The following is a 13803-nucleotide window of genomic DNA, read 5'->3' on the forward strand; positions in this document are numbered from 1 at the left end:
AGGCGGTTTTGGTTTCAAGGCTTTATTAAGTTGGAAGAAAAATTCATAAATAGTAAGTGTTGGTAAGTCTACATTCTTTTCTATTAGAATTTGTTTCCAATCTTCAAAGGAATCAATCAGTTTTTGGACTTGGAAAGCCGTAAACGCTCCAAATGTATCTTGTCTAACTTGTCTATCAGATCTGAATACGTTTCCAAATCGAAGTCTACATTCTGCAAAAATGGAATTAATTCCAGTAACGGCTTTTGTAAAAAAAAATCAGTCACACCTCTATGTTCTTTCCAAAATGCTATTTTTTTATCACAATATTCTGGTTCATACAAGGATGGATTCTCATTCTTATCAAAGAAAACTACAGATGCTAGCTTATATAGAAGCGAGACATCAAAGGATATGTTCAATCGCTCTTTGATCTGCTCATTTAGTTGATTTATTTTAAAAATATCAACTTGATTAGAATGTAGGAGCTCATGCATTACCTCTACATGCTTTTCAAGATATTCTCTACTGCAATTCATCCTTGTTTCTTCGTATATAGCCAAAGCCATAAGCCCACGCTCATAAGGAATATTAAACACATCATCAAATTGATAATAGTCAACACCTCCAACAGAGAATGCAATATTGATAATATGGTGTGTATGTGGAAACACTCTCTTCGGATCCTTCCTGTTATGCTTCCAAGTTCTTATTTTCTGTGGTATCTTTCTGAATAAGTTCATATCTTTCAAGTGCTTGTTTTAATTGTTCTGGTTTGTCTGTTATTAGAACCTCATTCCCTTTTTTAATAGAGAATCGATTATTCCGAACTATTACATTATAGTCGAAATGATCGGAATGTTTGTAAAATCTAGGAGAGCCATTGCAACTACATCCGGTTTTATAATGCTCCCATCCATTAACGAGTAGTAATTCTTTCATCATTCATCGGGTAAGAGATTAGATATTATTGCTGTGATAATTGTATTGATGCCACAAACAACGAGGATCATTAATCCAAGATTGAAGTTCCAAAAGAACCAAAACATAATAGTCCAGAAGCTACTCATGCAAATAATGCATCTGTAAATAGGCGTTAACAGATATAATGTAAGATTCCATGATTTACCTTCTGACATATAAAAAAACTTTCGAAAGAATGCTCTTAGAGATTTATCTAGTGTCTTAGAAGTTGAATGAAGAATCATTCCTTTCCATGTCGTAACATGAATAGCAACACAGCATAGACTAATCACCAGAGCTTGAAGCAGCGTCTGTATCAGATATAGAATCATCTTTTACCTCCTTTTCTTTATATTTGTAACATCCGAAACTTGAAGTTGTCTGAAGATATCGACCACTAATAAAAACATCAGTGCCAACTCTTATTTCAGAACAGAGATTTCTGTCAGGATCCTTTCCTATCCAGAATATGCAACTACTACATTGCTTTATTTTCTTTGCCATAAGTGAATATTAATTGATTTACATACAAATATACTAATCCGTTTGATTTATATATGTTCATACTGATTATTTTATGCTGCGAAATATTTTAGGTAATCTTTAAAGAATCTATGCAGATAGTACCTAAATGTGTCTAAACAGTCGGCTCTTTGAGATAAGTCCTTTCTATCATCCTTTATTGGCTTACCTTCATTATCAGATTTAACATTCATGAGGTCAAATATCAGAGGCTTGCACTTTTGTTCATCAAATACAATATTGTATTGCTCCAACATGGCATTAACAAGTTGTCTGCTTTCTGCCAAAGGAGGATTTGCTCCGGAATATTGCATCTGATTTCTTGATAATTCAAGAGATAGCTTAATAACATCAAAGTTATTTAGCTGTGACATAGTTGTTTTTGCTTTGCCAGATATATCTCCTGTGACAATAAAAAAGCAATCAGCATACCTTTCTATTATCTCATCGCAAAGCCTATATATTGTCGAATCATCGATATCAATAACCTCAAGGCAATATACAGTATCGTTATAGTGCTGATAAACGGTGCAAACAATTGGATTTCGGTTAAAGTCAAAGGATAGGTAGACAGTTTCTTCTCTATTAAGTGTACAAGATCCAATATGCTTTTCAGGCCTGAATGAGAACGTCCATTTATCAGTAATATCCAAATAATCCCAATTGCCTTTGAGGAGCCTCTCTTTACTTACTTCATCAAGCATTTCAAGATTCTCAATATAGTGTTTAGATATAAATGGATTATCGGTTACCAAGGCTTGAACAAAAGCTCTGTAAGGTTCTAGTCTGCTTTCCTTAGATGGAAGGTAAAATTCTTCATAAACCCAATTCCTAGCGGGATTACATGATCCCATTATTTTAGGGGTTAACCCGTATTCATCGAGCTTGTAACGAATCCGGGATTTTAGAATACTCCAGCATTTTTTTGTAATCTGATTACACTCGTCAACGAAAGCTCCGGTTATTTCAAGAGAACCTAATTCATCATAATTTGGATCAGATGGATAATAAGCAAGATCTTTGAGAAGTATTTCAGAGCCGTTCGGAAAGAATATTCCTTTGTTCTCTACATAACGATAAGCTATACCTAGCTTTGTTGTTAAGTCGAAAAAAGACTTAAGAGTGGTCTCCTTAAGGGTTTTTAAAGATTTTCGCCCCATCACCCATCTTGTGCCTGGATAAGTTAAACTTTGTCCTGTGAGCCAAAGCACACCGAGCATTGATTTACCTCCACCAGCAGCTCCTCCATACAACAATTCAGATATATGGGAGAACTGAGGTTCTGTAAGATAATCATATGCTCTAGTCTGCTTTATTGTCAGTTTCATAAGTCTTTTGGATTATGATTTGCTGATTCTTATGCTCAACTGTCGAATCTATTTTTTGAGACGGCCTATGTCCGAGAATGTCTGTTAAACTGTCAAGACTTTTCTGCTTGTCATATAGTTTCACTTTTACATACTCCTCTTCAACCGGTTCATCACCCATAGTCCTATGGACCGTCTTTGTTGCCACTTCTTGAATACATGCTTTTTGATCATCGGTTAGTTTTTTAAAGTCTTTCAGTTTTATCCAACCATCTCTGAGTTGACCAACATTAGAGAAAGCAATCTTTGCATGTTCACGAACAATCATCAATGCAGATATCCCAGCTGTTTCTGCAAGGTTAGCTTGCATTTGCTTAACTCTGGTTTGAACGTCAACATTCGTCAACAATCTCGATCCTATCTGTTTAGCCGTCTTTTTAGAATATCCGGAACGAATAGCAGCTTGAGTTGCATTGAAATCAATACAATACTCATAACAGAATCTTTCCTGCTTATCGTTTAATGCTATTTTGTTTTCTTCATTCATCTACATACAAAAATAATCATTATGATTATAATATCATCATTTAGATTATACATTTAAAAGAAAGTGCTGAACTATATCCAACACTTTCACTAATAAATCACTATTATATCTCAATCCAACTGATAATTATATGCAATTCTTTTGCATTAAACCAAATATTAGGAAAGTTATCCCATGATTTAATATTCAATTTTACATCAATATCCAGATGTTTCATTTTAAATAATCTTATTGCAGCATAATATTGACTTATCATGTGATGAGAGAAACTTGATACAGTCCATTCTGGTTCGTAATCTCCTTTCTCTGCACATCTCTTTACTTGCTTTCGGATAGCTTTGTACTTCGACAATACATCTTTTCTCCACTTGCTTCTATTATACTCTTTTGCTTTTGTATTTAATTGTAGGATGTTCATGGTATTTTTTATTTAATCGGCGAAATAGATTGTGAATTTTACATTACGCCTCTTTATTTCGCCGAATTATATCATTTTATTACATTTGTTTGTATCCATACGGTGAGAGACCCTCACTTTGTCTTAAAAATCGGTTGTTTTATCGACAAAATGAAAGCAATAATTCCTATTGAGTTTTCTCCATTGTTTTGACTTTTGTTTTTAACTTTTGTATTAACTCATCTAATTCGAAGTCTGTCCAGTGTTTTATGACATTCTTTTTCTTATCCAGATACTCAACATGAGCAATACCGAATTTCTCAGTTAATGCTTCACGGTATTTAGCTTCATTTCCATCTTTATACTCATTACATTCTTTGCATTGAGGAAAACAATTCATAATACTAAATCGCAAAGTCATATTTCCACGTGGTATAAAATGACCGTTCTGCATTTCGCTGATTCTGTAAGCCTTTCCACATGTAAAACAACTTACATATCCATCCTTGGAATAAAACAACCTTATGAACCGGGAGAGTATATTATCTGCTTCTTTTACTTTATTGGGTGATGGCATCTTTTCTTTCTTTTTAATCGGTGAAATTCATTGTTGATTTTTCAGCTTTATTTTCTTCAAAAACAATTTCCATTCCTAAACCCCGGGCTATATCTAACTCCATACACGCCCCCATGGATTTATGCCATCCTTGAAGTAGATAGATGGCTTCACAATCAAGCAAAAGCTTTAAATCTGCTCTCATGTGTTCGTTCCAGGTAGATTCTTTTGGCAATCCGTTATTGAGAGGATTGATAGTTTCCCATTCGTTCAATCTCAATACTCTTTCAGCTTCATTGAAAGCCTTTTGAACTTCTTCAAATGGAAGACCTGATATAGGCCCTGATATGTATATTCTCATATTATTTAGTTTATTTGATATTCTTTGGGCAATCTATAATCTTCTTTTAACCAACCTTTAGCATATAAGAAGCCTACAATTAGATAATTTGTGTCTGAGTCATGTTTTACATTTCTAAACTCTTCAATAGTATCACCACGTCTGTTTATTATTCTTATTTCGGATGAAGACAGTATAAAACATATACCTTTGTCATTAGCGTATACGCAGCTATCCATCTTTGAAAAGCCGTCATCTTTAAGTATGTTAATTACTTTTCTCATTTTGAGATATTTATAATTGTTAATTCATGACACAAGCAGTATGGGCAATAATAACCTGCAACAGTTATAAGCATTTCCCCTGCATCTGCATCTTTTATCCTGGTGTATTCCATATATTCATTACAGATAGGACATTCTTTTTCGTTCATAATATTTAGTTTTGTTTTTAATAACTAATTGCAAATGGTTCACATGATTCTTCACAGCCATATGTTAGATCTAAATCATCCCATAAATCTTCTTGCTTAAATTTTACTGTATCTCTCGAATCGTCTTTTGCTTTTTTAAATGGGGTTTTGGATTGCTTCAATAGCTCCATTATTGAGCGATTTTTGCGATAGAAATAGTATTGACCTTTGCCGTACTTTTGCTGCATTTCATCCCACCAATTAGCACTATCAGGATGTTCTAGTAGAATGGTTAATATTTTACGATCCGACTTTTTATGACACAAATCACAATTACCCTCATACCCTTTTAGTTCTAATCTAAAGTTCTGCATTAACCAGAATATATTTACATCTATCTTATCGGATGGTTTCATGTTTAGAGCAATGAAAGGATAAACAAACTTTCTCTTTTTATAATTTCTATCTATTCTATCAATCTCATCTTTCCGAATGCCTATTGCTGTGTAGTAACCTTTCCACTTTATAGATTTTATGTATTTATGGATAGGAACTGTTTTTAGTTCTCTTGTGCAATGAGGAAATGAGCTGTTAGGTATACCATATTTAGCAATGACAGCTTCAAACGGCTCTCCTTGTCGGGATGCTGTTTCGAAGGTTACAATTTTGAATGTTGTTCCATGTCCATAGCCTTTTTTAGGATCCACAACAGCTTCTACCCAGACAGTATTAAAATTCCATAGACTGTCGCACTCGTTTACAAATTGAAGTGTCTCTTCTCTCTCTTTGCCGGTATTGGCAAATACAACTACTATGTCGTATTTCTCTGAGAGATTGTCAATACACCATTTAGTCATATATGCTGATGTTTGACCGCCCGAAAAACTGACGAGTAGTTTTTGTTTCATCTTATTTTCTTTTAATAAGCCTTCCCATGTTTATAGGGTCGGCTTTGGTTGTACTTCAATTTTAATTCAACATGAGACCATAGGTCGATAGAGAGAGTGTCGCATAGATATTCTATTGAGAGTATAGTTAGTTCTACTATTTCATCTGGCGAAAAGTCCATGTCATAATTGCCACTTATGAGCTTTACAACTGCGAATACATGTTCTATAAAGCTTTCAAACTTCTCATCAATCGGAGAACAATGCACAAACTCGACAATAGTTGCATCTTCTGTACATAGCTTATAGCCTCTCAACCCTGCTAAATCTAACAACCTTATAACTGCATCGGCTAATTCATCTTCGATGGAGTCTTTAATAGCCCATTCAAAAGCGTAGTTAAAACAATCAGGAATAATATTAGATAATTCATTATGCCATACTAATTTTCTATTTTCATATTCTACAAAATTGGCTCTCTTACCTTTTCTATCCGATTCTACTGCTTCGGATAGTTCAGTTATCACTAGCATCAGATAAGCTTCATTGCTTTGCTCTTTATCGTGGAAGCCTTTTTCTTTATTGGCTTGATACACCTCTTTAGAGAGGGTGTTTAAATCGGGTCTTGGTTTCATAAATATGTAGTTAAATCAGATAATTTAATTTTCTCGTCTTTTTTTAATTCAGATATACGGTCTATCATTTCATTGACAGATACACCTCGATCTCCAATCATAAAGGCAAAGCCATCACCCGAAAAACAATCAACGCAAATATCGCCCTGCTCTATTTCCATATCGTTATAAACATGAGGTTTTATTAATAAAAACAGATCATCTTTTATGGATTGGAATTGATTGTATATCACAGATGCTTCTTGCTGACTTTTCTGTATCTTTTTAGCATCTAGTTTCATATTCCTAGTGCTTTAAAATGTTTCTTTTCCATATTGTTCTTTCTTTTGAATCGGCGAAACATATTGTGTGTTTACCTCTTCTTGATGTTTAATTGGTTTTATTTTACTATTTGCGAAAACTTTTCCCGTTCATATTGATAATATTGAACATTTCCTTCACCCGATCTGAGATATAAGGCCCATAAAGATCTAAATCTCCAATGCTGTCAGGATCTAAGTTTGTGGTTACATGTGTTCTTGCAAGTCTATAATTCTCATATCTGGTTTGAAATATATATTGCATCACATTCATTTCAGTACCGTAACTTTTTACAGGAATAGGCTCTCTTCCAAGTTCATCAAATCCGATCTCAATTTTATTTAGATATGGATCTAAACCTTGAGAACCTTCTTTTGCCGATTTACCATAATCATTTGCAACTTTTGTACAGTTGTATATTTTAAAACCTCCTGAGTATGGTTCGTTATGATAACTTTTTATCATTGGCATTGGATATTGACGTTTCATATAGGTTGAAACAATGTTAAGTAGAGTTGACTTTCCAGTTCCAATTGACCCCCATAACCAAAGACCTTTCATTGAATTGTATTTTCCATCCATAAAATTGCAATACTTGAAAATATCATTCAACAAATCACGATTTTTCTCATTTACAACATAATCAGGACAAATATCAAATACTGTTTTCTTAAAGAGTTTAACTCTCAACTCCACAGAATCGGCTTCCTTTGTCGCCATCGTTACCTCCTTTCTCTATTTTACCTAGTTCCGTTTCCCATCGCCTTTGATTAATCCAAGTTTGGAGATTAGGATAGTCCGGTACAAATTGATTTAAAGCTTTTTTCTGATCGCGCCAGTCGATCATGTTTTCCAGAGCTGGCAGAAGAAATGATAAAACTTCTTTATAATCCTTATGCTTCTTTTTTAAATTCTCAAATTCAGTATCAAGACCTCTTTTTGTCCCCGGATATAATTTTCTAAAATTGTCAAATTCTATCTTTATATCTTCTTCTTTAGTTTCGTTTATGTTTAGTTTATATAGTAGTCGGTTTTGTGTATCCTTTTGCGTCCGCACTTGTGTCGGGTTTGCGTCCGCACTTGTGTCCGCACTTGTGTCCGCTATTGCGTCCGTATTATGGACGCTAAAGGGTATTATATTATAAACTGCTGATAAATTACCACCTCTGGACTTCCATGTTATGCGACCTTTCTGAGCTAATACATTACGAGCTTCACATAGTTCTGAACGTTTAAATCCTGTTTTGAATTCTAACGTGGATATAGCTACCTCAAATGATTGTGTCCAATTGGTTTTATTGTTTATGTGCATAAGTGCATTCCATAAGGCAATTACCGATTTTGACACAGGGTTTGTTTCGAGCCAATCGTAAAAACTATTTATCTCTCTGATATAATTCATGTTATAAGAATAAATTACTTAATTCATCGAATTTTTTGCTAGTTAGAAAATGAAGTTTTAGTTGGAAATATTTATATTTCATACTGCCATTTCAAGTTTAATTAACTTTTTAGCATTTGCTTCACATATTACACGAGCCATGTTAACCTCAACTGCATTTCCTATGTATTTCTTTTGTTCGGCCTGAGTACCGATCAAAACATAATCTTTCGGAAATCCCATAATCATCTTTAACTCAGGAATACGAAGCATTCTCATTTTAATATCAAGAATACCATACAATGCCATAAACTCTTTTATTTTTTTCATTTTGAGAGTATCATCTTCATAAATCTCGTAAATAATAGAATTATCTATTATCTTAATAAATGAGGGTATATGATGGGCATCATTAGTAGCTTCAATAAGATAGGGGGGCATCTTATCCATTCTGGCGATAAGAGTAAAGCATGGCATATTTACATTGCCTCCTTTACTCTTAAATTGCGGATTCATCAAATAGTGCCATTTTCTATTTGCCGTTATTACGGGCGATGGTTCATTAACACTACTGCCTACATTTTTGAAATTTGTATTCATAAGCCAATTATCACATTGTACCAACTTATGTTTTGGGTTAGTAGTTAATGTTGTAGCTGGCTTATCGATACTTGAAGGTGTTCCGTTTCCATATTGCAGATCAATAAAATACTGAGGGCTGACAAGTGAAAACCTATCCTTTGTCAGTACTGTAGGACATGGAGAGTTTAAGTCTTTCGGCTCATCTTTATAGTTATAAGAACATAGGAATTTAGGATTTACGAAAGCTAATCTATCTTTTGTAGTTACTACTGGTGATGGACTATTCAACGAATGATTATGTCCATTTCCATAGTATGCAGAAAGGAAAGATGTAGATATTAATGATTGGGAATCTTTAGTTCTCAAGGTCGCTGCAGGATCATCTACACCCGATACCATTTGATTAGGGTTACCAGAATAATACTTTGTGATGAAATTAGCTTTTACCAAAGAGTGATGATCTATTGCGGTTATCGTATGTGCAGGACCATCTACGCTTATGTTTTTACTGTCTGGATGTCCGCTAAAGTGTTTAGACAGAAAGTTTACATTACAAATCTGAAGTCTCCCTTGTGTACTTATGGTTGGACATGGTTCCTCAATTCCAGGAGCATTGTATTTACCAGTTCTACCCATTGAATTGTATTTCAATAGAAATTTATCTTTTCCACCTGCTACAAACTTTATTAATCCCGAATATATACGATCTAAAGTAGCTTCTACAAGTGGTTTTTTACGACCAAATATGCTTTCTCCCTCATCCGTAAAGTCAAGGCAATCCTTAACAGGTTTCCACTTCGATAAACTACTGAATAAATCCTTTGCTCCTGATTTGCTATGAGTTTGTTTCGGCCATGCTATGGGTAGATTATTTTTAGCAAATATTCCAAAGAAACGCTTCCTACTTGTGTATGCTCCGAAATCAGCAGCATTAAGAATACGATAATCAAAATCATATCCGTATTTCTTTACATCATTTATCCATCTACGATAATGCTTGCCATTTGTAGATGAGATAGGTTTACCTTTTTCATCCAAGTCGCCCCACGACATAAATTCTTCTACATTCTCAATCTGTATGTAATCAGGTTTCAGAGCATCAATGTATCGGAACAGGTGTTCTGCAAGTGTACGGCTATCAGCGTCTCGTGCCATGCCTCCTTTCGCTTTACTGAAATTGGTACATTCGAGAGAAGCCCAAAGAACAATCTTTGCATTAGAATATTTAATTCTATTCAATCTGATACATTCGCACAACATTGTCAAATCAAGAATTCTTATGTCCTCTGTAAAATGCAAGGATTCCGGATGATTCTCAGCATGAGAAGCAATAGCATTTGAATCGTGATTAACACAAGCTATTACTTTAGCACATTTATCATTATTAATTCTTGCGTCTTCTACACCTGTGGATGTACCTCCTGCACCACAAAAAAGATCAATATATAGAAATTGAATATCTGCATCTATTTTCATTATTCATTTTGTTTTAGATTTTACTCTTATTGTATTTGATGTAATCCGGAACGAAATATTCACACTTACGAATTCCGGTAGAGGAATATAAGCCACTTCTGGTATTCAATGGAGCATCGCTTCTGCTCCTAGTTTGCAATATTTACAGTTCGGTTTAAGTTCCACAGGCTTCAAATTCCATTAAATCAAACAATGTTGGAGATAATACATCATTCTCAGCCTCTCTGAGATATATAAGCCCATCTTTCCAATAATCATAATTCAACTCAGTAGATAATCCTTTGCGGCCTAACTTTATGGCACAATAAGGGACTGTCTGAATACCTCCAAAAGGATCGAAAACAATATCTCCTTTATTACTATATCGCTCAATTAGCCTGTTAACAATATCCAACTGAAGAGGGCAAATATGATTTTGTCTATTTTTCTGTGCTTGTTTTGTATTAAGGGTCCTCATACGAACTACATCATCCCATATATATTCCTTTTTGCTAACAGGATCTATTGCCATGAATTTTTTAGGAAGCATGTTTTTTCCAAGTAGGTATTCAGCAAATCCAACATGTCTCTCAAAATTATATATGTTTTCACGCTCAAAATTTCGAAATAAAAACCTTATCTTATCTACACCCATTCCGGTAATATCATGTTTGCTCAATAGCGTATTCCCTGAGGACTTCCAATCAGAATGAGCATCTATCTGCCATTTAGCTAACGAATACTCAGCTTTGTTCTTTACAACAGGGATATCAGCATAAGCCTTACTTGTATCTGTTTGAGGTTTCCTGAATAGCAGAATATATTCAGGACAACCAACCCCCATCTTAGATCCATCCTTTACCATCTCGGAATATCCCAATCTGTAAGTCTGATTGTTTTCACGAACAACATCTGTATCAACTGTAATCATTCCAAAGAATTCAAACTTATGCTTCATATAATGAAATATGCACATTGCATGAAAAGGATCTAAAGTTGGCATTCCCTTTCCTGTAGCATTTCCAAATAAGATTCTATCTTTCACGTGAACAGCAAGTACCCTTCCAGGTTGAAGCATACGGTATAATTCAGGAGATAAGAAGTCCATTTGGTCAAAGAATTTATCATTATTCGTATTATGCCCAAAATCGTTATATGTAGGTGTGTATTCGTAATGATTGGAGAAGGGAACAGACGTAACTACCAATCCAACAGAATTATCCGGTCTACTCAAACATTCCAGTACATTGTCGTTGTTGATAGCCTCCCATAACTTACTTTCTTGTACCTCACGACTGGCAAACATCCACCTCATTAGTTTTTCATCAGTATTGGTTGATGTTAAACCGTTTTCACGAACCAGACTTACCATATTATCAACCATATTATTATGTTGTGCCCACTTTTGCATGAATGATTTAAATATTTCAGACTCTGATTCTGCATAGACAAAGAACATCCAGACATCAAATTTTTGCATGAAGCGATAAATACGATGTATTGCTTGAAATTTATCATTAAACCGGTAATCGATAAACATAATAGCTTTATGGCAGTGGTATTGAAAGTTAAGACCTTCACCCAGCATTTCGGGTTTAGCTGCTAAGTATTTTAATTTCCCGGTTTTGAAATCCTCTATTATTTGATCTGCTTCATCATCATTTTGAGAACCGTATACAGCTTTACATTCGGGAATAGCTTTACATAATGCCTGACGTTCCAATTCGGTATCGTGCCAAAAGATAAAATGGTCATCTTTGTTTTCGGGACGGTTAATTATTTCAAGTACTCTCTCTATTTTTGATGATAAACTGTCACGTTTCTCTTTAGCTGCATCTGGTAGAGATAATGCTGCTTCACGATACATCTTCACTTGACCGTCACGATCTGTTCCTGCTGTGGAATTATCGACATCCACAACCTCTTCAAAGCATTCTAACTTTGGCAATTCATATCCTTCATCCGAATATCCCAAGTCAGATGGCTTTGTAATAACCAGTGCCCAAGTAGACACCCATAACCAGAACTCATTTTCTTTGTGAGGATATAATGTGAGGTTATTGGCTTTAGTGCTGTCACGCTGAAAAAATCGAGTGAGAGCTTGACCTGTGTCCATAACTCCCAAATAGCCGGCATAGTGAATTATCTCTTTATACCTATTAGGAGCCGGTGTTGCTGTAGCTAAGAATTTATATGGAACATTTGCGAATAATGGCAAAAACTCCTGATAAGTTTTTGTTCCATATCCACGAAGAACTGAGGCTTCATCAAGAGAAGTAGCTATAAAATAATCCGGATCTATGCGAACTCCTTTTTCACCATCTCGGACTCTCTCATAATTAGTTATCATAATGTCAGATGTACATGCTTCAACTTCTTGCATGTTTTTGATATAGACAACATTCATATTCAGGTATTTTTTAGCTTGTTCAACAAACTCTACAACTACACGTTTAGGACAAACGATCAGACCTTTACCGCCTTTATATTTGGTTATAAGTCTAAGTATCTCTAGTTGAGTGACTGTTTTTTGAAGTCCAAAATTGGAAAATATAGCACGACATCCTCCACGAATTGCCCAGCTCACAGAGTCTTTTACATGTGGATAGAGTGTTTGAGTTAATTTATCGGAAACGATATTGAATCCTGTTTGGCTACTGATAGCCATCTTTGATTTAAGAAAATCAATGTATTCTTGCTTCTTGCAATCCATAATCTGATGTTTAATTGGTTGTGAGGACAGCCGGAATAACACCGGCTGTCAGATGCTTTTATTTACCGAATGTCTCATTAAATTTTTTATCCAGAATACCCAGAATTACCATCCTTTCATTCCAGTTATTACCTCCATCATAGTTTATTTTCCCAATTAACTGATCTTTTGTTCCGATAAAGCAACCGCAAACATAGAAAGGTATGTCTGCATTAAACTTATACCATAAATAAGTAGTTCCCTGTGTTGCAACATATTTGTCTGTGATATAATATTTTCTAGTATCTACATAGCCAGGAGTATTCGGATTCGATGCAGCACGTCTGCGTACATCATTGTCGCTATCTTTCGACAATACAGTCAATACCTCAACAGGAGTATTCGGATTCGATGCAGCACTGCTGCGTACATCATTGTCGCTATCTTTCGACAATACAGTCAATACCTCAACAGGAGTATTCGGATTCGATGCAGCACGTCTGCGTACATCATTGTCGCTATCTTTCGACAATACAGTCAATACCTCAACAGGAGTATTCGGATTCGATGCAGCACTGCTGCGTACATCATTGTGGCTATCTTTCGACAATACAGTCAATACCTCAACAGGAGTATTCGGATTCGATGCAGCACTGCTGCGTACATCATTGTCGCTATCTTTCGACAATACAGTCAATACCTCAACAGGAGTATTCGGATTCGATGCAGCACGTCTGCGTACATCCCAGTGACTATCTTTCGACAATACAGTCAATACCTCAACAGGAGTATTCGGATTCGATGCAGCACTGCTGCGTACATCATTGTCGCTATCTTTCGACAATACA

General features: G+C 35.1%; 18 protein-coding genes. All 18 read right to left on the bottom strand.

Annotated elements, in window-relative coordinates; genetic code table 11:
* Window positions 1–116 precede the first annotated feature (116 nt).
* Window positions 117–722, bottom strand: coding sequence for a hypothetical protein (locus CLV62_RS16150; protein ID WP_110311813.1), 606 nt, complete (start codon window positions 720–722; stop codon window positions 117–119).
* On the bottom strand, window positions 673–924 hold the full coding sequence (locus tag CLV62_RS16155) for a hypothetical protein (RefSeq protein WP_110311814.1): 252 nt from the start codon (window positions 922–924) through the stop codon (window positions 673–675). Before CLV62_RS16155 ends, CLV62_RS16150 begins: the two co-directional genes overlap by 50 nt.
* Complete coding sequence (locus CLV62_RS16160) at window positions 921–1274, bottom strand: hypothetical protein (RefSeq protein ID WP_110311815.1); 354 nt, start codon at window positions 1272–1274, stop codon at window positions 921–923. The genes CLV62_RS16155 and CLV62_RS16160 overlap by 4 nt, the downstream gene beginning before the upstream one ends.
* A 243-nt stretch (window positions 1275–1517) precedes the next feature.
* Window positions 1518–2792 (bottom strand): phage terminase large subunit, encoded by a 1275-nt coding sequence (locus tag CLV62_RS16165; protein ID WP_110311816.1) that lies wholly within the window; start codon window positions 2790–2792, stop codon window positions 1518–1520.
* Window positions 2767–3318, bottom strand: a complete 552-nt coding sequence (locus CLV62_RS16170) for a terminase small subunit (RefSeq protein ID WP_110311817.1) — start codon at window positions 3316–3318, stop codon at window positions 2767–2769. The genes CLV62_RS16165 and CLV62_RS16170 overlap by 26 nt, the downstream gene beginning before the upstream one ends.
* Window positions 3319–3421: 103 nt before the next feature.
* Window positions 3422–3736: a hypothetical protein gene (locus tag CLV62_RS16175; protein WP_110311818.1), complete on the bottom strand. Its 315-nt coding sequence runs from the start codon at window positions 3734–3736 to the stop codon at window positions 3422–3424.
* 166 nt (window positions 3737–3902) lie between these two features.
* Window positions 3903–4292 (bottom strand): recombination protein NinG, encoded by a 390-nt coding sequence (locus CLV62_RS16180; protein ID WP_110311819.1) that lies wholly within the window; start codon window positions 4290–4292, stop codon window positions 3903–3905.
* 13 nt (window positions 4293–4305) lie between these two features.
* A complete protein-coding gene (locus CLV62_RS16185; RefSeq protein WP_110311820.1) occupies window positions 4306–4632 on the bottom strand; it encodes a DUF4406 domain-containing protein in 327 nt (108 codons plus the stop codon).
* Between the two features lie 5 nt (window positions 4633–4637).
* Window positions 4638–4895, bottom strand: a complete 258-nt coding sequence (locus tag CLV62_RS16190; RefSeq protein ID WP_110311821.1) for a hypothetical protein — start codon at window positions 4893–4895, stop codon at window positions 4638–4640.
* Entirely contained in the window at window positions 4892–5044 is a 153-nt protein-coding gene (locus CLV62_RS21750; RefSeq protein WP_170120079.1) for a hypothetical protein, read from the bottom strand. Before CLV62_RS21750 ends, CLV62_RS16190 begins: the two co-directional genes overlap by 4 nt.
* A gap of 17 nt (window positions 5045–5061) precedes the next feature.
* Window positions 5062–5931 carry an adenine nucleotide alpha hydrolase family protein gene (locus CLV62_RS16195; RefSeq protein ID WP_110311822.1) on the bottom strand — a complete coding sequence of 290 codons (870 nt, stop codon included), beginning with the start codon at window positions 5929–5931 and terminating at the stop codon, window positions 5062–5064.
* 11 nt (window positions 5932–5942) lie between these two features.
* Window positions 5943–6545, bottom strand: a complete 603-nt coding sequence (locus tag CLV62_RS16200) for a nucleoside triphosphate pyrophosphohydrolase family protein (RefSeq protein WP_110311823.1) — start codon at window positions 6543–6545, stop codon at window positions 5943–5945.
* Entirely contained in the window at window positions 6542–6826 is a 285-nt protein-coding gene (locus tag CLV62_RS16205; RefSeq protein WP_110311824.1) for a hypothetical protein, read from the bottom strand. The genes CLV62_RS16200 and CLV62_RS16205 overlap by 4 nt, the downstream gene beginning before the upstream one ends.
* A gap of 106 nt (window positions 6827–6932) precedes the next feature.
* On the bottom strand, window positions 6933–7565 hold the full coding sequence (locus tag CLV62_RS16210) for a P-loop NTPase family protein (protein WP_245904107.1): 633 nt from the start codon (window positions 7563–7565) through the stop codon (window positions 6933–6935).
* On the bottom strand, window positions 7525–8247 hold the full coding sequence (locus tag CLV62_RS16215) for a hypothetical protein (protein ID WP_110311825.1): 723 nt from the start codon (window positions 8245–8247) through the stop codon (window positions 7525–7527). The genes CLV62_RS16210 and CLV62_RS16215 overlap by 41 nt, the downstream gene beginning before the upstream one ends.
* A gap of 78 nt (window positions 8248–8325) precedes the next feature.
* Window positions 8326–10284 carry a DNA cytosine methyltransferase gene (locus CLV62_RS16220; protein ID WP_110311826.1) on the bottom strand — a complete coding sequence of 653 codons (1959 nt, stop codon included), beginning with the start codon at window positions 10282–10284 and terminating at the stop codon, window positions 8326–8328.
* Between the two features lie 154 nt (window positions 10285–10438).
* Window positions 10439–12976 (bottom strand): DNA methyltransferase, encoded by a 2538-nt coding sequence (locus CLV62_RS16225; RefSeq protein WP_245904108.1) that lies wholly within the window; start codon window positions 12974–12976, stop codon window positions 10439–10441.
* Between the two features lie 58 nt (window positions 12977–13034).
* Window positions 13035–13803, bottom strand: a 769-nt coding sequence (locus CLV62_RS16230) for a HEAT repeat domain-containing protein (RefSeq protein ID WP_221409252.1), incomplete at its 5' end; no start/stop codon positions are given.

Source organism: Indolivaga alginatilytica, from assembly GCF_003201355.1.
GTDB classification, from domain to species: domain Bacteria; phylum Bacteroidota; class Bacteroidia; order Bacteroidales; family Dysgonomonadaceae; genus Dysgonomonas_A; species Dysgonomonas_A alginatilytica.